Below are 19,235 nucleotides of genomic sequence, written 5' to 3' on the forward strand. Positions count from 1 at the left end.
CTATTGCCAGTGACGTAGGACACACCCTAGAGTACGAAAGCGCTTTCGCAAGCGCTTCCAGCCCGGTGCAAAGGAGCCTCCGAGCATGTCCACCCGGTTGACGAAGATGAGATGGGCGACGGCGTTCGGCGCGACGACGGCCCTCGCGCTCGCCGGTTGCAGCGGTGGCGAGGAGGGCTCGACCTCCAGCGATGACCCGATCGTGGTCGGGATCTCGTTGCCGCTCACCGGCGACTTCTCCGAGCCCGGCAAGGGAGTCCAGCGCGGCTACCAGGCCTGGGCGAAGATCGTGAACGACAAGGGCGGCCTGCTGGGCCGCCAGGTCGAGCTGAAGATCCTCGACGACCAGTCCAACGCCGACCGCGTCGTCTCCGACTACGAGCAGCTCATCGGCCAGGACCAGGTCGACGTCGTGGTCGGTCCCTTCTCGACCCGGCTCGTCGTGCCGGCCGCCCGCGTCGCCGAAGAGTACGGGATGTTGTTCGTCGAGCCCGCGGGCGCCGCGAAGGAGGTCTTCGAACAGGGCTTCAAGAACCTCTTCTACGCCGCCCCCGCGGTGGCGAACGACCACTACAACCACCTCGCCGAGTACATCCTCGGTCTGCCGGCCGGGCAGCGCCCCACCACCGCGGCGTACGCGGCGATGGACGACCCGTTCGCGCAGGGCACGGCGTACGGGCTGAAGGAGAAGCTCGAGGCGGGCGGTGTCCGCACCGTGGTCGACGAGGTCTACCCGCCGAACACCACCGAGTTCAGCGGCATCGCCGCGAAGATCGCCGCGTCGAAGGCGGATCTCGTGGTGGGCGGCTCGCAGTACCAGGACGGCGTGAACCTGATCGTCGCCCTCCAGCAGCTCGCGTACCAGCCGAAGCTCGCCGCGTTCTCCACGGCGCCGACCAGCCCCGAGTTCGCCGCCGCCATCGGCAACAAGACCGAGGGGATCCTGGCGCCCACCGGCTACACCCAGAAGGCGCCCTACCCGAGCAACGTCGAGTTCGTGGAGAAGTACACCGCCCAGTTCGGCACGCCGCCGGAGGAGGACGAGGCGAACGCGTACACCACCGGCCAGGTCGTCGCCGCGGCGATCACCGCGGCGGGCTGCGCCGAGCAGGGCGAGTGCCAGCAGAAGCTCATCGACTGGGTACGCGGCAACACCGTCGAGACGGTCGTCGGCCCGCTCAGCTGGGACGCGACCGGCAAACCGCAGGGCGCCCACATGATCCAGCAGTGGGTCGGCGGGGAGATCCAGATCGTGCTCCCGGCCGACGCCAAGGAGGCCGACATCGTCTACCCGAAGCCGGCCTGGTAGCCGCGATGACCTCCGGAGCGCTGATCTTCCAGAGCGTCATCCTGGGTCTGCTGCTCGGCGGGCTCTACGCCCTGCTGGCCTCGGGCCTGACGCTCTACTTCGGCATCATGCGGGTGGTGATGATCGCCCACTCGGCGTTCCTCATCCTCGCCGCCTACCTGGCCTGGTGGTCGCAGACCCGGCTCGGCGTCGACCCGCTGCTCTCCCTGGTCGTCACGGTCCCGCTCTTCTTCGCCGCCGGGGTGCTGCTGCAACGGGGCCTGCTCGCCCGGCTGCGCCCCGCCACGCTGACCATGATGTCGGTGCTGCTGACCTTCGCCATCGCGGTCATCATCGAGGGGCTGCTCGGGTACGCCTTCACCGGCACCCAACGGCGCGTCCAGCTCGGCTACGGCACGGCGAACATCGAGCTCTTCGGCGCGCGGATCGCCGTCGTGAAGCTCATCGCGTTCGGCCTCGCGGTGGCCGCGCTGCTCACCCTCTACCTGCTGCTGAAACGCACCACGTTCGGCTGGGCGCTGCGGGCCACCATCCAGCACCCGGACGCGGCCCGGTTGGTCGGCATCGACACCAACCGGGTCGCCGGCTACGGCTTCGGCCTCGGGCTGGCCACCGCGGCCGTCGGCGGCACCGCGCTGGCCCTGGACACCACCATCTACCCCTCGCTGCACTGGCACTGGATCGGGCCGCTCATGGCGATCATCGTGGTCGGCGGGCTGGGCAGCGTGCCCGGGGCCGCGGCCGCCGCCATGGTGCTCGGCCTCACCCAGAGCCTGCTGCAGATCCCGCTCAACACCACCTGGGCGCAGACCATCTTCTACCTCGCGCTCTTCGCCACGCTGGCGTTCCGCCCGCAGGGATTCTTCGGAGGCCGGCTTGCCCAGCGCTTCTGAACCGGTAACCACCCTCGCCGCGCGCCGGCCGGCGGTCATGGCCGGTCGGGCCGCCCGGGGCGTCCTGCTCCTGCTGCTCGTCGTCGCCGTGCTGTCGTTCCCGTCGCTGGCGCCCAACCCGTACATCCTCTCGGCCGGCATCCTCGTGCTGAACTACGCCCTCCTGTCGACCTCGTGGAACTTCGTCGGCGGCTTCACCGGCTACATCTCGCTCGGGCACGGGGCGCTCGCCGGGCTCGGCGCGTACGGCACCGCCCTGCTCGTGACCAAGGCCGGCGTGCCCAGCTTCGTGGCGCTCGTCGTCGCGGCCCTCGCCGTGGCGGCCCTCGCCGTGCCGATCGGTTACGCGGCGCTACGGGTGCGCGGCGCCTCCTTCGTCATCGTCTCCATCGCGTTGGTGCTGGTCCTGCTGCTGGTCTTCCAGAGCTGGGCCTCGTTCACCGGCGGCTCGCGCGGGCTGACCGTGCCGCGCCCCTTCCCGGACCTGCTTCGCCCCGAGCACCACCGGGTCTTCTGGTTCCTCTTCGCCGGGCTGCTGGCGCTCGCGCTGCTGGTCTGGTGGGTGATCGACCGTTCCCGGTTCGGCCTCGGGCTCAAGGCGATCCGGGAGGACGAGGACAAGGCGGAGTCGCTGGGCATCCCGACCTTCGCCTACAAGCTCGTGGTGTTCGTGGTGTCGGCCGGGTTCACCGGCGCCGCCGGTGGCCTGTACGCGCTCTGGTTCGGCGACCTCGACCCGGTCTTCCAGTTCTCCATCCTGACCGGCTCCTACCTGGTGCTGATGGCGCTGCTCGGCGGGGTGCGCAGCCTCTTCGGCCCGCTGCTCGGAGCGCTGGTCGTCGGCACGGCGCTGGAGTACTTCAAGGTCGAGTACGGCAGCACCCCGCTGCACCTGGTCGCCACCGGTCTGCTGCTCGCCGTCGTCGTGCTCTTCATGCCCGACGGGGTGCTGCCGGCGGTCAGCGCCGCGATCGACCGGTTCCGCCCGGCCCAGCAGTCCATCCGGGAGGTGACCGCCGCCGAGCTGCGCGAGCAGCGCGAAGGCGCCGAGACCGAGCTGGCCGGAGCGGGCCCGGCGGCGTCGTCCACGAAGGAGCGAGCATGAGCGAGCGGAGTGAGCGAATCATCGGGTGCGGTGCGGTGGAGCCTCATGGCGGCGGCGAGCGGAGCGAGGTGCCGGCATGAGCGAGCGGGCGCTGCGGACCGAGGGCCTCACCAAGGCGTTCGGGGGAGTGGTGGCGCTAGACGGCGCCAGCGTCGCCTTCCGGCACGGGCAGGTGAACGCGCTCATCGGGCCGAACGGCTCCGGCAAGACGACGTTCTTCAACTGCGTCACCGGCATGATCCGCGCCGACTCCGGCCGGACCGTCTACCGGGGACGGGACATCACCCGGGCCGCCCCGCACGCGATCGCGCACGCCGGCCTGGGCCGTACCTTCCAGCTCTGCCGGGTCTTTCCTCGCATGTCGGCGCTGGACAACGTGCTCGCCGCCGTACGCCCGGCGGGCCTGCTCGGCCGGTTGCGGGGCGCGCACGGCCGGGCGGAGGTCGACCGGGCGCGCGGCTGGCTGACCCGGCTCGGCATCGAGCACCTCGTCGACGTCGAGGCGCGGAACATGTCGTGGGGGCAGCAGAAGCTGCTGGAGCTGGCCGGCGTGCTGATGGCCGATCCGGAGACGGTCCTGCTGGACGAGCCGGCGGGCGGGGTCAACCCGGCCCTGCTCGACCGGATCGGCGGCCTGGTCCGGGAGCTCAACGCCGAGGGCCGCACCTTCGTCATCGTCGAGCACAACATGGACCTGGTGATGAGCATCAGCGACCACATCGTGGTCTTCGACCGTGGCCGGCCGATCGCGGAGGGGCCACCGTCGGTGATCCGCGCCGACGAACGCGTGCTGGGGGCCTACCTTGGCGTCTGAGATCGAACTCGTCGACATCCAGGCCGGCTACGGGCGCGCCGCGCCGGTCCTGCGTGGGCTCTCCGTCGCGGTGCCGGCCGGCTCCGTCGTCTGCCTGGTCGGCCCGAACGGCGCCGGCAAGTCCACGGTGCTGAAGGTGGCCAGCGGGCTGCTCCGGCCCCGGTCCGGGCGGATCCTGGTCGGCGGCCGGGAGGTGACCGGGCAGGGGCCGCAGGCGATGCTCGCCGCGGGCGTCGCGCACGTGCTCCAGGGGCACAGCGTGTTCCGCGAGATGACGGTGGCCGAGAACGTCCTGCTCGGCGGCTACACGCTGCGCGACAAGACCCGGGTCGCCCGTCGGGCCGAGTTCGTCAAGGAGCTCTTCCCGGTGGTGGCGCAGCGCTGGGGGAGCCTCGCCGGGCTGCTCTCCGGCGGCCAGCAGAAGCAGGTCGAGTTCGCCCGGTCGCTGATGGTGGACCCGAAGGTCGTGCTGCTCGACGAGCCGTCCATGGGCCTGGACCCGAAGGCCACGGCGACCGTCTTCGAGCAGGTCGTGCGGATGCGCGACGCCGGCACCGCCGTGCTGCTCGTCGAGCAGAACGCCCGCCGGGCACTGGAGACCGCCGACCTGGGCTGCGTACTCGACCTGGGCCGGGTGCACATCTCCGGTCCCGCGCCGGAGCTGCTGGCGGACCCGCAGCTCGGCGAGCTCTACCTCGGCGGCCGGCCCGCCGAGCCCCCGGTCGTTCCGAAGCGCTGACGGCCGGCCCGTACGGCACCACCGCACAAATGACATAGCGAGGTCCGGCCAACGGGGTAAGCGTTTACCGGGACCGGACCGACGAGGTTCGTGGCACAGAGAGGTGTACGCGATGTCCAGAGCAGGACGCGTCGCCGCCGCCACCGCCGCCGTGCTGGCGGCCGGGGTGCTGGCCGGTGTCGCCGCGCCACCCGCGTCGGCCTTCCGGGCCGGCCCGCGCGACGTCCACCCGTCCCTACGAGACGACCTGGTCGCCTTCTACGACTTCGATCATCCGGTCCCCGGCGACGAGGCGCTGGAACGCGACCAGGGGCGCTCCGGCACCGAGATCGAGCTGGTGAACGGCGCGGCGGAGATGCGCGTGCGGGACCGCGCCTACGCCGGCAGCGGCCGGGCGTTGCAGACCCGGCAGGTCGAGCCGACGGTCGCCGGCAACGACGACTGGAAGGCCGGCATCTACTCGGCGAGCGGCGTGCGTACGCTGCGCGCGTTCAACGCCGTCGCCGGCACCACGGTGATGGGCTGGTTCAAGGTCGAGATGACCGAACCGAAGCCGAACTCGAACACGACCGACCCGGCCGATCGCTACAACGCCATCGGGCTGGCCGGCGTACTGACCGGCGACTCCGACGGGCACGGCGTACGGGCCCTGCTGGAGCTGATCGACGTGAACGGGGAGTTGCGGCTGGTCGCGCTCGGCCGGCGGCTCGACGGGGGCAACTCCCAGACGTTCGCCGCCGCGCAGGACTGGCGCGCGCTGCTGCCCGCCGGGCGCTGGGTGCACCTCACCGCCACGTTCGACTTCGGCACCGGCGCGATGGCGCTCTACCGCGACGGTGTGCCGCTGGCCGGCTTCTACACCCGTACCGACGACCCGTGGCTCGTCGCCGGCCCGGGCCCGCACGTCACCACCGCCTCCGATCCGCGCGGCATCAAGATCGGCGGCAGCTATCCGCAGGACAACCGGGAGCAGAACCCGTGCGACTGCCGGATGGACTCGTTGATGTTCCTCGACCGGGCGCTCGACGCGCGGGAGATCGAACGGCAGTACCGGCACATGACCCACCGACGCTGATCCACCTCCCGTCCCCCCGAGAACGGAGTGACCTGTGCGCATCTCCACTCGCCGCCTGCGCAGATCGGTGGCCACGGCGGCGCTCGCGACCGCCGCGCTCACCCTGTCGCTGGTGGCCGCGGCGCCCGCCCGCGCCGCCGACGCGATCTACGATCCGGTGCCCGAGGCGCAGACCCAGAGCCGCCTCGGGCTCGTGCTCAGCGAGTACACGTCGTTCCCGAAGTCCGAGCCGACGCCCGCGCCGACCGACGCGCGGCTCATGCGGCAGGCCCGGATCAACACCATCATGGAGATCCCCGACGGCTCCGGCCGCCGGGCCGTACCCGACCTCAACGGCAAGCTGTACGTCGTCGAGAACGGTGAACCGCACGTGTACCTCGACGTCGCGTCGACCTTCGCGCCGAAGTTCTTCTCCGGCCGGGGTCTCGGCCAGGGCTTCGGCTACGTGGCCTTCCACCCCGACTTCAAGCGCAGCGGCAAGTTCTACACCGTCCACACCGAGCAGGCGTCGCTCGCCACCGAGGTGCCGGACTGGTCGCAGACCGGCACGATCTTCCACGGCATCATCACCGAGTGGACGGCGAGCGACCCGGCGGCCGACACCTTCGCCGGCACCCGCCGCGAGGTGCTGCGGATCGGCTTCGGCGGCCAGGTGCACGGCATCCAGGAGATCAACTTCAATCCGGCGGCGAAGAAGCGCGACCCGGACTACGGCATGCTCTACCTCGCCGTCGGTGACGGTGGGCTGGGCGTGCGCAACACCGATCCGCAGAACCTCGCCCTGCCGCACGGCAAGCTGCTGCGGATCGACCCGCTGGGCACCAACGCCGCGAGCGGGCGCTACGGCGTTCCGCCGTCGAACCCGTTCGTCGGGCGGGAGGGGGCGCTCGGCGAGGTCTACGCGGTCGGCTTCCGCGACCCGCACCGGTTCAGCTGGGACCGGCAGACCGGCAAGATGTACCTGGGTCACATCGGCGAGCACGCCATCGAGGCGATCTACGAGGTGCGCGCCGGCGACAACTTCGGCTGGAGCGAGCGCGAGGGGGCGTTCCTCTTCGACAAGACGTCGACCGCGCCCTGCGACAAGATCTTCCCGCTCCCGGCCGACGACGAGCAGTACGGCTACACCTACCCGGTGGCCGCGTACGACCACGATCCGGCGCCGGGCTGGAACTGCACCTCGGACGTGGGGGTCGCGGTGGCCGGCGGGTTCGTCTACCGGGGCCGGGACGTGCCGGCGCTGCGTGGCAAGTACGTCTTCGGTGACCTGGTCGACGGCCGGGTGCTGTACACCGAGGCGAAGCAGATGCGGCGCGGGGGCGGGCTCGCCCCGATCCACCGGCTGGCCCTCTTCGACGCCGCCGGCACGGCGGTGCGGATGCAGGACCTCTCCGGCCCGGGCGCGCCGGGTGACCCGAACCGGGTCGACCTGCGCTTCGGCACCGACGCACAGGGCGAGCTCTACATCCTGGCCAAGGCGAACGGGAAGATCTGGAAGGTGACCGGTACGCGCGAGTTCGCCGACGGGCAGCCCGGCACGACGAAGGTCCGGGACACGATGCGTCCGACGAACTGGCGGCCGGTCACGCCGGCGAAGTGGCGGTTCACCGGCAAGGAGGTCATCCTGGCCGAGGCGGGCGTGCAGCGTCCCGGCCCGCGCCGCCCCTTCGAGTACGCGGTGCTGACCGCGGGCCCGGAGTTCGCGGCGGTGGACATCACCGCGAAGGTGCGGCTGGACACTCCGGTCGAGGTGAGCAACCGGGATGTGATCATCGTCTTCGGTTACCGCTCGGACACGGAGTTCTACTACGCGCACCTCTCCACGGACAACACGATCCTGCCGCACAACGGCATCTTCAAGGTCAACAATGCTGACCGGGAGCGGATCGACTACCAGTGGAACGGCCGGTCCCGGGGCGCCGCCCCGGCCGTCGTCGACGCCGACTGGCACGACGTCCGGGTCCGGCACCTGCCGGCCACCGGCGAGATCGCGGTCTACGTCGACGGGTCGAAGGATCCGCTCATGACGGCCCGGGACACCACGTTCGACTCGGGTCGGGTGGGCTTCGGCTCCTTCGACAACGTCGGTCGGCTGCGTGACCTCACGGTGCGCGGCACCCCGGCGCTCTGACCATCAGGTGGGGGCGGCGGCACACCGCCGCCCCCACCTGGCCGCCTTCCGTGGCCGCCCCGCCGTCGATCATGGGGTCGGCGGCCGGGTCGATCTTCGTGGGCCCCGCAAACCTCATGATCAACGGGGCTGGGGCAGGCGGGGGGTGCTGGCGCGTACGACGACCTCGCCGGCCACCCGGTGCACCCGGGGTCGCGCCACGCCGTCGTCGAGCGCCATCCGGACGGCGAGCGCGCCGATCTCCTCCAGCGGGATCCGCACGGTGGTCAGCCCCGGGTTGACGTCCCGGAGCGTGGCGATGTCGTCGAAGCCGGCGATCGCCATGCCGCCCGGCGGCTCGACGCCCCGGTCGCGCAGCGCCGCCATCGCGCCCACCGCCATCACGTCGTTGACCGCGAAGACGCCTGTCACGTCCGGGCTCCGGTCGAGCAGGCGCTGCATGGCCGCGTACCCGCCGTCGCGGGTGAACGGCCCGGACACGACGTGCTCAGCGGCGAGCCGGCCGCCGTGGTGGGCGAGCGCCTCCCGGAAGCCGGCGACGCGCTCGCTCGCGGTGAGCAGGTCGGTCGGGCCGGCGAGCACCGCGAACCGCCGGTGCCCGAGGTCGTGCAGGGCGTGGCCGAGGTCGCGCGCGCCCGCGTGGTTGTCGATGGAGATGGTGTCCACCGGCAGGCGGGGCTGGCTGACGGCGACCGCGCGCCCGCCCTCGGCCTCGAACGCGGCGAGTTCCTCGGCGAGCTGGTCGGTGGCCGCCCGGTCGTCGGTGCGGCTGCCGACCACGACGACCACGCTGGCCCAGTGCCGGCGGAACGCCCCCACGTAGTCGGTCTCGGCCCCCGGGCGCCGCTCGGTGCTCGCCATGGTGACCAGCAGGCCGTGCGCCTCGGCCGCCCGCATCACGCCGGCGGCGACGGCGGAGAAGTAGGGGTCGGCGATGTCGTGCAGCGACAGACCGACGATGTTGGTGCGTCCGCGGGCCATCGCCTGGGCGTGGGCGTTGGGGGAGTAGCGCAGCTCCGCCGCCGCGCGCAGTACGCGCTCGCGCAGCTCCTCGCCCACCACCCGGTTGGCGCTGCCGTTGAGCGCACGCGAGGCGGTGGCCAGCGAGACGCCGGCGCGCCGAGCCACGTCGTGCAGCGTGACGGAACCGGTCACGACACCGTCCTTTCCCGCGGGCGTCGGACGGAAATCGTCCGCAGCCAGCGTAGGAACCGGCCGATCGCGTCGTCAAACCCTGATGAGCTGGGCTTCTCCCATCCACCGGGGCCGATCGGCACCGGCGGTGACCGGCCGATGTGGACGGGGCTTGCACCGGCGGCGCGCTCTGCCCTACCGTCTCGGTAAGCGCTTTCCCAAGGAGGTCGTCGATGGCCGCTCGCAAGCTCGGCGTGGTGATGAACGGGGTGACCGGCCGGATGGGCTACCGGCAGCATCTCGTCCGATCCGTCCTCGCCATCCGAGAGCAGGGCGGGGTGGCGCTCTCCGACGGCACCCGGGTGCAGCTCGAGCCGCTGCTCGTCGGGCGGAACGCCACCAAGCTGGGTGAGATCGCGCAGCGGCACGACCTTCCCCGATGGACGACCGACCTGGACGCCGCTCTGGCCGACCCCGACTACCCGGTCTACTTCGACGCCCAGCTGACCCAGATCCGGGAGAAGGCGCTCATCAAGGCGATGGACGCCGGCCGGCACGTCTACGCCGAGAAGCCGAGCGCCGAGTCGTTGGCCGGCGCGCTCGAACTCGCCCGGCACGCGCGCCGGGCCGGGGTGAAGAACGGCGTGGTGCACGACAAGCTCTACCTGCCCGGCCTGCTGAAGCTCAAGCGACTGGTCGACGGCGGCTTCTTCGGCCGCATCCTGTCCGTACGCGGCGAGTTCGGCTACTGGGTCTTCGAGGGCGACTGGCAGCCGGCCCAGCGGCCCAGCTGGAACTACCGGGCGCAGGACGGTGGCGGCATCGCGCTGGACATGTTCCCGCACTGGAACTACGTGCTGGAGAACCTCTTCGGGCGGGTACGGGCCGTCACCGCCCGGGTGGTCACGCACGTGCCGCACCGGTGGGACGAGCAGGGCCAGCGGTACGAGGCGAGCGCCGACGACGCCGCGTACGCCATCTTCGAGCTCGACGGCGGGGTGATCGCCCAGATCAACTCGTCCTGGGCGGTCCGGATCAACCGGGACGAGCTGGTGGAGTTCCAGGTCGACGGCGTCGAGGGCAGCGCGGTGGCGGGGCTGCACCGCTGCCGGGTCCAGCACCGCACGGTCACCCCGAAACCGGTCTGGAACCCGGATGTCGCGGAGACCCGGCACTTCCGTGACGAGTGGCAGGAGGTGCCGGACAACGCCGTGCTCGACAACGGCTTCAAGGCCCAGTGGGAACAGTTCGTGCGGCACGTCGTGGAGGACGCGCCGAACCCGTACGACCTGCTCTCCGGCGCCCGTGGGGTGCAGCTCGCCGACGCCGGGCTCCGCTCCTCCCGGGAGGGGCGCCGCGTCGAGTTGCCGGAGCTGACGGCGTGAGCACCGTGCGGCTGCCCCGTCCGGACGGGACCGTGGAGCAGCGCCGGCTGGCCGAGCCGGTCGGCTGGTCCCGGCCCGCCGGGCCGATCACCTCCCGGATCGCCTTCGCCGCGGCGCACGTCGTGGCCGACCCGCTCGGCGACAACACCCCGGGCGCGCCGGCGGTCGTCGACTGGGAGGCCACCCTGGGGTTCCGCCGGCACCTCTGGTCCTACGGGCTGGGGGTCGCCGAGGCGATGGACACCGCCCAGCGCGGCATGGGCCTGGACTGGGCCAGCACCCGCGAGCTCATCACGCGCAGCGCCGCGGCCGCCCGGGAGGCGGGCGGCCGGATCGCCGCGGGCGCCGGCACCGACCACGCCCCGGCCGACCTCGCCTCGCTCGACGAGGTCACCGCCGCCTACCGCACCCAGATCGAGGTCGTGGAGGCGAGCGGGGCACAGGTCATCCTGATGGCCAGCCGCCAGCTCGCCCGGCTGGCCCGCGGCCCCGAGGACTACGCCAAGGTGTACGCTCCGCTGCTCGACGAGGTCTCCGGCCCGGTGATCCTGCACTGGCTGGGCCCGATGTTCGACCCGGCCCTGGACGGCTACTGGGGCTCGCCGGAGGTGCCGGCCGCCACCGCCGCGCTGCTCGACCTCGTCGGGGGGTACGCGGGCAAGGTCGACGGGATCAAGGTGTCGCTGCTCGACGCCGGGCACGAACAAAGGCTACGGGCGGCCCTGCCGGCCGGCGTCCGCCTCTACACCGGCGACGACTTCAACTACCCGGAGCTGATCCGGGGCGACGGTACGCACCACAGCGACGCCCTGCTCGGCGTCTTCGCCGCCATCGCCCCGGCCGCCTCGGCCGCGTTGCAGGCCCTCGACGCGGGCGACCCGGCGCGGTACGACGAGACGTTCGCACCGACGCTCCCGCTGGCCCGGCATCTCTTCGCCGCCCCGACCTGGTACTACAAGACCGGCATCGCGTTCCTCGCCTGGCTCTGCGGCCACCAGCCCGGGTTCACCATGGTGGGTGGCCTGCAGAGCGCCCGGTCCGTGCTCCACCTGGCCGAGCTGGTCCGGCTCGCCGACGACGCCCGGCTGCTGCCCGACCCCGACCTCGCCGCCGCGCGGCTGCGGGCTTTCCTCGACGTCGCCGGAGTGCCCCGATGACCGACGCGCTCTCCACCATGGACACCCTCGACGTGCCGTCCGGACGGCCGGCCGGGGTGCCGACCCCGATCCCCGGTGACCCCCGGCTGGCCCGGCTGTCGCTCAACCAGCGGACCACCGAACGGTGGTCGGTCGCCGAGGCGGTCGCCGGCTGCGTACGGGCCGGCCTGCCGGCGGTCGGGCTGTGGCGGGAGCCGGTGCAGGAGATCGGCGTGCCCGCCGCCGCCCGGCTCGTCGCCGACGCCGGCCTGCGGGTCTCCTCGCTGTGCCGCGGCGGTTTCCTCACCGCCGCCGACCCGGCGCGGTGGCGGCAGGCTCTCGACGACAACCGGCGCGCCATCGACGAGGCCGCCGAGCTGGCGGCGGCCTGTCTGGTCATGGTGGTCGGCGGCCTGCCGGAGGGCTCACGTGACCTGGCCGGCGCCCGGGACCGGATGGCCGACGGGATCGCCGAGCTGGCGCCGTACGCGACCCGACGGGGCGTACGGCTGGCCCTGGAGCCCATGCACCCGATCTTCTGCGCCGACCGTGGGGTGCTCTCCACCCTCGGGCAGGCGCTCGACCTGGCCGAGCGGTTCCCCGCCCAGCAGGTGGGCGTGGTGGTCGACACGTTCCACGTCTGGTGGGACCCGGACGTCCTCGGCCAGATCGCTCGCGCCCGGGGCCGCATCGCCGGCTTCCAGGTCTGCGACTGGATCACCCCGCTGCCGCCGGACGCCCTGCTCTCCCGGGGCATGATGGGCGACGGGCACATCGATTTCCCGCTGCTGCGCCGCGCCGTCGAGCGGGCCGGCTACACCGGTGACATCGAGGTGGAGATCTTCAACGCCGACGTCTGGGCGGCCGACCCGGACGAGGTGGTGGCGACGCTGGCCCGCCGCTACGTCACGCAGGTGCTACCCGACTGAGCGGTCGCGGGACGGCCGGGCGGCACCGAGCGGTCCGGCCGTCCGCAGACCAGCGGCGCGCGCGACGGCGCGGCTCAGAGCACCTGGGCCAGGAACCGGCGCAGCCGCGGGTGCTCGGCCGCCTCGAAGACGGCCGCCGGCTCACCGGACTCCAGCACCACGCCGTGGTCCATGAAGGCCACCGTGTCGGCCACCTCCCGTGCGAAGCCCATCTCGTGGGTCACCACCACCATGGTCATGCCGGCGGAGGCGAGGTCGGCCATCACCCCGAGCACCCCCTTGACCAGCTCCGGGTCGAGCGCGCTGGTCGCCTCGTCGAAGAGCATCACCTGCGGCTGCAGCGCCAGCGCCCGGGCGATCGCGACCCGCTGTTGCTGCCCGCCCGAGAGGTGTCCGGGACGCGCGTCCGCCTTGCCGGCCAGCCCGACCAGCTCCAGCTGGGTCCGGGCGAGCGCCACCGCCTCCTCCTCGGGCAGCTTCTTGATTCGACGCAGCGCCAGGGTCACGTTGCGCAGCACGCTCATGTGCGGGAAGAGGTTGAACTGCTGGAAGACCATCCCGATCCGCTGGCGCAGCGCGTCCGGGTCGTCGGCGAGCACGCTGCGCCCGTCGAGCAGCACGTCGCCGCGGTCCGGCTCGATGAGCCGGTTGATCGTCCGCAGCAGCGTCGACTTGCCGGAGCCGGACGGCCCGATGACGCAGGCCGTGCCGCCCCGGGCGACGTCCAGGTCCGCCCCGCGCAGCACCCGGTTGGACCCGAAGGCCAGATGGACGTCGCGTACGGCCAGGCTGACCGAGGTGCTGATGTCGACGGTCATCGCCCGCTCCCTCCCGCCGCGCCCGGCAGGGCCAGGTCGGCGTCGTCGATCTCGTCGGCCGGTCCGGTGGCGAGCCGGCCGTGCCGCAGCCGGGCGTCGATCGCGTTGACCACGTGGGTCAGCGGCACGGTCAGCGCCAGGTAGAAGAGACCGGCCAGCAGCAGGGCCGACTCGTTGCCGGTGGTGGCCGCGTAGTCCTGCCCGATCCGGAACAGCTCCCGCTGACTGGCCACCAGACCGAGGAAGTAGACCAGGCTGGAGTCCTTGATGAGCGCGATGAGCTGGTTGACCCAGGCCGGCAGGACCCGGCGTACGCCCTGCGGGATGATCACCATCCGCATCGCCTCGCCCCAGGAGAAGCCCAACGCCCGGGCACCCTCCAACTGGGCCGCCTCCACCGACTGGATTCCGGAGCGGAAGATCTCTCCGATGTAGGCGGCGGCGATCAGGGAGAGCGCCAGAATGCCCAGCGGGTACGGGTTCGGGCCCCACACCTGCATACCGAGCGGCGCCAGGCCGACGCCGATCAGCAGGATGGTCGCGGCGGCCGGCAGCCCCCGGAACACGTCGGTGTAGACCCGCGCCGGCCAGCGCAGCCACCGGGTGCGGGAGATGCCGGCGATCGCCAGCAGCATGCCCAGCACCGAGCCGAGCAGAGCGGCGGAGACCGCGAGGATCAGCGTGTTGGGCAGCCCGACGGTGAGCATCTCGGGCAGCGCCTCGCGCATCGACTCCCAGTCGAAGAACGTCTCCCACAGGGTGCGCAACGGATCCATGTCTCGCCTCTCCTACCGTTCCGCTCGCTCGTCTCGTCGTACCGTCAGGACGTGGCCGACGCGGACGCGGTCGGCGCGGCCGGGACCGCCACGGTGCCGCTGCCCGGCTTGAAGTCCGCGGGGATCGGCCGGCCCGGGTAGTACTGGGCCTGCAGCCGGCTCCACGTGCCGTCGGCGATCACCTCGTCGAGGCCCTTGTCGAGCGCCTTGCGCAGGGCGTCGTTCCCCTTCGCCACCGCGTACGCCGTCGGTGCGGGGCTGAGCAGCTTCGCGGCCACGGTGATCTTCCCGCCGCTCTCCGCGGCCGAGGTCTCGCCGATCTCGGCCGGGGCGATCCAGGCGTCCGCGGTGCCGGCCTTGAGCTGGTTGATCGCGCCGTTGTAGTCCGGCACCCGCACGGGGTCGAGCCCCTTGCCGCTGGCGTAGTCGTCCTGGACGGTGCCCTGCACGACGACGACCCGCTTCCCGGTCAGCTCGTCGAAGCTCTTGATCGACGAGCCGGCGGGGACGTCGAGTCCGAAGTAGCCGAAGTCGTACCCGTTGCCGAAGTCCACAGTCTTCTTGCGGGCCTCGGTGATGGTGATCGAGGAGCTGCCCACGTCGAACTTGTGGTTGTTGACCTGGGCGAGCAGCGCGGAGAAGTCGGTGCCCACGAACTCCACCTTCAGGCCGATCTTCGCAGCGACCGCGCTGAGCAGGTCGTTGTCGAAGCCGGTGAACTTGCCGTCCTTCAGGTACACGTTCGGCGGGGCGTCGCTGAGCGTGCCGGCGCGCAGCACCCCCGGCTGGAGCAGGTCGTACGGGTTGTCCGCGCCGGCGGAGGAGTCGTCGCCGCAGGCGGTGAGGGTGGCGGCGCCGAGGATCGCGACCGCGCCGACGGCGACCAACCGGGTCAGGGAAGGAAGGAATCGCACAGGTGTCTCCGGGTGTCGGTAAGCGGCGGGGCACGGACGTGCGCCGCCGACGGTGCGCCGGACGGGCACACCGGTGGGAAGTTCGGACTGGCGGGAGAGGTCGCGGTCAGCGCCGCGCGCCGGCGGGACAGCCGGCGCTGCACACCCACATCATGTCGACGTGCCGGCGTCGGGTCAGCGCCGGCGGCCGGGGCCGCCGAACGGACGCGGGGAGACCGACCGAGATGGGGTGCGGGAACGACATTGGCTCTCCTAGGTCGTTGCTGACCTGGGAACCAGGCCACGCTTGCACCGGATCGACTCCGGTGCCCGGTCCTCACCCGGGGCACCCCACCGCGGAGGAGGGTTGCCGGCCAGCAAGCCGGGGCTTGACGCTGGCACTCATGACCTGCGCAAGAGGTTAACAGCCCGGTACGGACAGTCGTCCAGCCGTTATGACGACTCTCACGCACGCGGTGATCGCCGGGGCTCCTGCACCCGCCCGGGGTCGGCACGCCGTCGCGGATCGAACGGAGCGGAAAGGCCCGACGGTGGCGGGAGGCGCCGGGAACGCCCGGATTCGGGGCGGTCGGCTCGATAAGGTGGCGGGGAGCCCGACGCCGCGGCGCGGTCGCGGGCCGCCGGTGGTCGGGCCCGTGGAGGGGTGGTGACGTCATGGCAGCGAACCGGGACATCGTCTCCCGGGCCTTCGCGGACTGGTCCGCCGGCTCCGCCGGCATCACCGACCTCTTCGCCCCGGAGATGCGCTGGGAGATCACCGGCAACTCGGCGGCCTCCCGCGTCTACCGGTCCGCCGAGGAGTTCGTCGAGCAGGCGTTGCGGCCGTTCGACGCCCGGTTCGGCGCCGACAGCCCGTTCCGTCCGGTGACCGTGCGGGCGATCTACGAGGACGCCGACACGGTGGTGGTGATCTGGGACGGCGCCGGTGTCACGGTAGCCGGGGACGCCTACTCCGACACGGTCGCGTGGTTCCTGACCTTCCGCGACGGCAAGGTGGTCGACGGGACCGCCTTCTTCGACAGCACCGCCTTCAACGGCCTGTGGCGGGGAGTCCAGCCGGCCGGGTGACGCACGGGCCGGCGGGGAGCGTCCGCCCGGTCACTCGGCGGGGCGTACTTCGCCGTGGGAACCCTCGGCGTGCAGGTCCCAGTGGCGGCCGAACGCCGGAACGCCGAGCAGCCTGATCGGGCCGATCGACTCCGGGAGGCGCGGCGCCAGGACCAGCCGGCCGTCGACCGCCTCCAGCCCGAGCAGCGTACGCAGGAAGAGCAGCGGGGCTCCGCTGGCCCAGGCCTGCGGGTTGCACGCCGTGGGGTAGGGGACCGGCCGCCGCCCGAACCTGCGGTCGTAGCCGGAGAACGCCTCGGGCAACCGGTGCTCGGAGTAGGCGGACGCCTCCATCATGGCCTCGACGATGCGCTGCGCCGCCTCGTGCTGGCCGTAGCGGGCGAGCCCGGCCGCGATGATCGAGTTGTCGTGCGGCCAGACGGTGCCGACGTGGTAGCCGATGGGGTTGTAGCCGCTCTCCGCGGTGGAGAGAGTGCGTACGCCCCAGCCGGAGAACATCTCGTCGGACATCAGCTGGGCGGCCACCAGCCGCGCCCGCTCCGGTGGCACGATGCCGCTCCAGAGCAGATGGCCCATGTTCGACGTCATCGAGTCGATCTGGCGGCCGTCGCCGTCCAGGCCGACCGCGTAGTAGCCGCCGCGCTCCGGCACCCAGAAGTCGCGGTCGAACCGCTCCTGCAGCGCCGCCGCCTCGGCGCGCAGCCGCTGCGCCGAGGCCGGGTCCCGGATCGGCCCGTCGGCGAGCTCCGCCATGCGGATCTTCGCGTCGTACGTGTAGCCCTGCGTCTCGCAGGTGGCGATCGGCAGCGTCGGGATGGTCCCGTCGGCGAACTGCACCCCGTCGGGCGAGTCCCGCCAGCACTGGTTGCCCAGCCCCTCCCGGGACCGGGTCGCGTAGCCGACGTAGCCGTGACCGTGCAGGTCCCCGAACTCGTCGATCCAGCGCAGGGCGGCCAGGGCGTTCGGCCACAGCTGCTGCACCAGCTCCTCGTCACCGGTCCAGCGCCAGTACTCGGAGAGCAGGACGAGCCAGAGCGCGGTGGTGTCGGCGCCGCCGTAGTAGGGCTGGTAGGGCTTCAAGCCGAGCTGCGTCAGCTCGCCGCTGCGGAACTCGTGGAAGATCTTCCCGGGCTCCCGGTCGGTGAAGTCGTCGTGATCCTGCGCCTGATGGGTGGCGAGCACCAGCAGCGTCCCCCGCGCCATCGCGTTGCCGAGCGCGACGGTCTGGTAGCCGGTGATCAACGTGTCCCGGCCGAACACGGTCATGAACCAGGGCAGCCCGGCGGCGTGCAGCACCACCGGCTCGCCCCGGATGCGCTTCTCCAGGCGCATCGACGCCAGGTCGGCGGCGGACTTGCGGTACATCGCGACCATCCGGTCCGAGCCGGCGTCCAGCCTCGGCACGGAGGCCAGCCAGCGGGCCGAGGGGTCCTCGGCGTCACGCTCGAAGACGTCGCCGAAGCTGCGGGCGGCCGGCTGGAACTGCTCTTCGCCGCAGTGCAGGGGCACCCGCAGCTCGCACCGCCACGCCTCACCTCGGGACAGTCGCAGGTGCCAGACGAGCGAGTCCCCGTCGACCTCGGTCGCCGCCGGCTCGGCCTCCACCCGCACCAGGGCGTAGTAGCTGCCGTTGCGGTAGGCGAAGCAGAGCGAGGAGCCGTCCCGCTCGTGCCGGCGGACGATCTGCGGGGAGCGGTCCCGGCCGGACTCCTTGATCTCGAACAGGTCGGCGAAGTCGGTGCCCACGGCGAGCCGCAGCCGCAGCTCGACCGGGTCGGAGCCGAAGTACCGCAGCTCGATGCGCTCGTACATGCCGTCGCCGACGAACCGTTGCCGACGGACGCCCACCCGGTTCGGCGGCAGGTCCGGCAGCTCGGTGTTGGCGAGGAAGAAGGCGGCGGAGAACGGGTCGACGGTTCCGGAGCCCAGCACCAGCAGCGGCGCGTCGTCGAGGGTGAGTTCCCACCGGTCGAGGAAGCGGGTGTCGTCGTGCACCAGCCCACCGATGGTGCCCTTCGGCACGTCCCCCGAGGCGTTGGAGAACATGAACGTGCGGCCCTCGAGCACGCCCACGGCGTCCGGCCCGAGCTCCGGCGGCAGGTCGCGGCAGGCCCCGCTGGCCACCCGCTCGACGGAGTCCACGTCCGGCCACGGCTGCGCCGGTGTGCGTCGTCGTTCCGCAGCCGTCACGTGCCCCCCAGCCGGCGGTACCGAGCCTGCCCTTACCGCGACCCTATGTCCGGGCGCCCCGCCGCCGTGGCGGCATTGACCAAGATGACACGCCGCTGGATAGATGAATCTGGATCGGTTTGGTAGCGTCGGCGAGTCCGCGCGAAGAGGGAGGCTCGATGCCGGGAACGCTCCTGCGCGCCGCCGCCGTGGCCGTGGCGGCCGTGCTGTCGGTTCCGCTCGGGGCGGGCGCCGCCCACGCCGATCCGGTCGTGCCCCGGCACGCCGTCGTCACCTGCCAGAGCGCCAGCTTCTACGCGAACTACGACTCCGCCGGCGGGCCGGTGGGGCTGAAGCGGGTGCTGGGCCACGGCGACAAGATCGGCCACACGCCGGGCGCCCACCCCGTCTACAACGGCTGGGCCGCCTCCTTCGACTTCGGTCCGAACGACTGGGGCTATCTGCGCATCGAGTGCGTCGGGGGGTACGACTCGTGGTGAGAGCGCATCGGCGCGCGGGCGTCGTCGTCACCGCCGCCGCGCTGGTCGCGAGCGCGGCCGCTACCCCGGCGCGGGCCGCGTACGGCACGGTCGGCGAGCGGGAGACCGTCTGCGCGGTCGACCTCTTCGTCCGTACCCAACCCAACGGCGCCTGGATGGGCACCCTGTACCAGGGCCAGACGTTCCTCGTCGAGGGGCCGCGCAGCGGCGGTTACGTCTACGGCTTCGCCTACGGGCACATCAACCGACGCGGCTGGGTCCAGGACGGCTGGTTCTGCTGACCGTCCCGCCGGGCTTCGAACCCGTCCCGGCCCCGTACCGGCCAACGGGGCGCGCGCGA

The 19,235-nt window shown here is 72.3% G+C and carries 18 protein-coding genes and 1 riboswitch; of the genes, 13 read left to right on the top strand and 5 right to left on the bottom strand.

Annotated features, from left to right (window positions below; translation table 11 throughout):
* Positions 1-85: 85 nt before the first annotated feature.
* From D7044_RS18835 to D7044_RS18865, 7 genes are all read left to right on the top strand, one after another.
* On the top strand, positions 86-1,309 hold the full coding sequence (locus D7044_RS18835; protein ID WP_233565038.1) for an amino acid ABC transporter substrate-binding protein: 1,224 nt from the start codon (positions 86-88) through the stop codon (positions 1,307-1,309).
* 5 nt (positions 1,310-1,314) lie between these two features.
* The gene (locus tag D7044_RS18840; RefSeq protein ID WP_120689698.1) at positions 1,315-2,202 is read left to right on the top strand and encodes a branched-chain amino acid ABC transporter permease; all 888 of its coding nucleotides are present in this window, start codon (positions 1,315-1,317) and stop codon (positions 2,200-2,202) included.
* Positions 2,186-3,307, top strand: coding sequence for a branched-chain amino acid ABC transporter permease (locus D7044_RS18845; protein ID WP_233565039.1), 1,122 nt, complete (start codon positions 2,186-2,188; stop codon positions 3,305-3,307). Before D7044_RS18840 ends, D7044_RS18845 begins: the two co-directional genes overlap by 17 nt.
* 76 nt (positions 3,308-3,383) lie before the next feature.
* Complete coding sequence (locus D7044_RS18850; RefSeq protein WP_120674891.1) at positions 3,384-4,121, top strand: ABC transporter ATP-binding protein; 738 nt, start codon at positions 3,384-3,386, stop codon at positions 4,119-4,121.
* Complete coding sequence (locus D7044_RS18855) at positions 4,111-4,860, top strand: ABC transporter ATP-binding protein (protein ID WP_120674893.1); 750 nt, start codon at positions 4,111-4,113, stop codon at positions 4,858-4,860. The genes D7044_RS18850 and D7044_RS18855 overlap by 11 nt, the downstream gene beginning before the upstream one ends.
* A 112-nt stretch (positions 4,861-4,972) precedes the next feature.
* Positions 4,973-5,935, top strand: a complete 963-nt coding sequence (locus D7044_RS18860) for a LamG-like jellyroll fold domain-containing protein (RefSeq protein ID WP_120689844.1) — start codon at positions 4,973-4,975, stop codon at positions 5,933-5,935.
* Positions 5,936-5,969: 34 nt separating this feature from the next.
* Entirely contained in the window at positions 5,970-8,066 is a 2,097-nt protein-coding gene (locus D7044_RS18865; protein WP_120689700.1) for a PQQ-dependent sugar dehydrogenase, read from the top strand.
* A gap of 120 nt (positions 8,067-8,186) precedes the next feature.
* Here the strand turns inward: D7044_RS18865 and D7044_RS18870 are convergent, their stop codons facing one another.
* Complete coding sequence (locus tag D7044_RS18870) at positions 8,187-9,221, bottom strand: LacI family DNA-binding transcriptional regulator (RefSeq protein ID WP_120689701.1); 1,035 nt, start codon at positions 9,219-9,221, stop codon at positions 8,187-8,189.
* Positions 9,222-9,433: 212 nt separating this feature from the next.
* On the opposite strand from D7044_RS18870, the gene D7044_RS18875 reads away from it, so the two are divergent.
* The 3 genes from D7044_RS18875 to D7044_RS18885 all read left to right on the top strand — a co-directional run bounded on the left by D7044_RS18875 (position 9,434) and on the right by D7044_RS18885 (position 12,650).
* Complete coding sequence (locus D7044_RS18875) at positions 9,434-10,585, top strand: Gfo/Idh/MocA family protein (RefSeq protein WP_120674899.1); 1,152 nt, start codon at positions 9,434-9,436, stop codon at positions 10,583-10,585.
* Entirely contained in the window at positions 10,582-11,742 is a 1,161-nt protein-coding gene (locus D7044_RS18880) for a dihydrodipicolinate synthase family protein (protein ID WP_120689702.1), read from the top strand. Before D7044_RS18875 ends, D7044_RS18880 begins: the two co-directional genes overlap by 4 nt.
* A gap of 68 nt (positions 11,743-11,810) precedes the next feature.
* Positions 11,811-12,650, top strand: a complete 840-nt coding sequence (locus D7044_RS18885; protein ID WP_199716698.1) for a sugar phosphate isomerase/epimerase family protein — start codon at positions 11,811-11,813, stop codon at positions 12,648-12,650.
* Positions 12,651-12,724: 74 nt separating this feature from the next.
* On the opposite strand, the gene D7044_RS18890 is transcribed toward D7044_RS18885, so the two are convergent.
* From D7044_RS18890 to D7044_RS18900, 3 genes are read right to left on the bottom strand one after another with little or no spacing between them, the layout of a single operon-like run.
* Positions 12,725-13,468 carry an amino acid ABC transporter ATP-binding protein gene (locus tag D7044_RS18890; RefSeq protein WP_120674903.1) on the bottom strand — a complete coding sequence of 248 codons (744 nt, stop codon included), beginning with the start codon at positions 13,466-13,468 and terminating at the stop codon, positions 12,725-12,727.
* Entirely contained in the window at positions 13,465-14,244 is a 780-nt protein-coding gene (locus D7044_RS18895) for an amino acid ABC transporter permease (RefSeq protein WP_120689703.1), read from the bottom strand. The genes D7044_RS18890 and D7044_RS18895 overlap by 4 nt, the downstream gene beginning before the upstream one ends.
* Positions 14,245-14,288: 44 nt before the next feature.
* Positions 14,289-15,158, bottom strand: coding sequence for an ABC transporter substrate-binding protein (locus D7044_RS18900; protein WP_120689704.1), 870 nt, complete (start codon positions 15,156-15,158; stop codon positions 14,289-14,291).
* A 277-nt stretch (positions 15,159-15,435) separates the two neighbouring features.
* Positions 15,436-15,547: riboswitch (SAM riboswitch) on the bottom strand.
* Positions 15,548-15,812: 265 nt separating this feature from the next.
* On the opposite strand from D7044_RS18900, the gene D7044_RS18905 reads away from it, so the two are divergent.
* Positions 15,813-16,226, top strand: a complete 414-nt coding sequence (locus D7044_RS18905) for a nuclear transport factor 2 family protein (protein ID WP_120689705.1) — start codon at positions 15,813-15,815, stop codon at positions 16,224-16,226.
* A gap of 30 nt (positions 16,227-16,256) precedes the next feature.
* Here D7044_RS18905 and D7044_RS18910 read toward each other — a convergent pair whose 3' ends face one another.
* Entirely contained in the window at positions 16,257-18,368 is a 2,112-nt protein-coding gene (locus D7044_RS18910) for an amylo-alpha-1,6-glucosidase (RefSeq protein WP_233565040.1), read from the bottom strand.
* A gap of 206 nt (positions 18,369-18,574) precedes the next feature.
* Here D7044_RS18910 and D7044_RS18915 point away from each other — a divergent pair, with 206 nt between their 5' ends.
* Together D7044_RS18915 and D7044_RS18920 are read left to right on the top strand one after the other, a co-directional pair.
* Positions 18,575-18,895 carry a hypothetical protein gene (locus tag D7044_RS18915; RefSeq protein ID WP_120689706.1) on the top strand — a complete coding sequence of 107 codons (321 nt, stop codon included), beginning with the start codon at positions 18,575-18,577 and terminating at the stop codon, positions 18,893-18,895.
* A complete protein-coding gene (locus D7044_RS18920) occupies positions 18,889-19,176 on the top strand; it encodes a hypothetical protein (RefSeq protein WP_120689707.1) in 288 nt (95 codons plus the stop codon). Before D7044_RS18915 ends, D7044_RS18920 begins: the two co-directional genes overlap by 7 nt.
* The last annotated feature ends 59 nt before the right edge of the window (positions 19,177-19,235 follow it).

It is taken from the genome of Micromonospora musae (assembly GCF_003626635.1).
GTDB classification, from domain to species: domain Bacteria; phylum Actinomycetota; class Actinomycetes; order Mycobacteriales; family Micromonosporaceae; genus Micromonospora; species Micromonospora musae.

Coding starts and splice junctions, on each gene's coding strand:
- D7044_RS18835 (WP_233565038.1), top strand. CDS start 86: ATGTCCACCCGGTTGACGAAGATGAGATGGGCGACGGCGTTCGGCGCG.
- D7044_RS18875 (WP_120674899.1), top strand. CDS start 9,434: ATGGCCGCTCGCAAGCTCGGCGTGGTGATGAACGGGGTGACCGGCCGG.
- D7044_RS18905 (WP_120689705.1), top strand. CDS start 15,813: ATGGCAGCGAACCGGGACATCGTCTCCCGGGCCTTCGCGGACTGGTCC.
- D7044_RS18915 (WP_120689706.1), top strand. CDS start 18,575: ATGCCGGGAACGCTCCTGCGCGCCGCCGCCGTGGCCGTGGCGGCCGTG.
- D7044_RS18895 (WP_120689703.1), bottom strand. CDS start 14,244: ATGGATCCGTTGCGCACCCTGTGGGAGACGTTCTTCGACTGGGAGTCG.
- D7044_RS18850 (WP_120674891.1), top strand. CDS start 3,384: ATGAGCGAGCGGGCGCTGCGGACCGAGGGCCTCACCAAGGCGTTCGGG.
- D7044_RS18860 (WP_120689844.1), top strand. CDS start 4,973: ATGTCCAGAGCAGGACGCGTCGCCGCCGCCACCGCCGCCGTGCTGGCG.
- D7044_RS18840 (WP_120689698.1), top strand. CDS start 1,315: ATGACCTCCGGAGCGCTGATCTTCCAGAGCGTCATCCTGGGTCTGCTG.
- D7044_RS18890 (WP_120674903.1), bottom strand. CDS start 13,468: ATGACCGTCGACATCAGCACCTCGGTCAGCCTGGCCGTACGCGACGTC.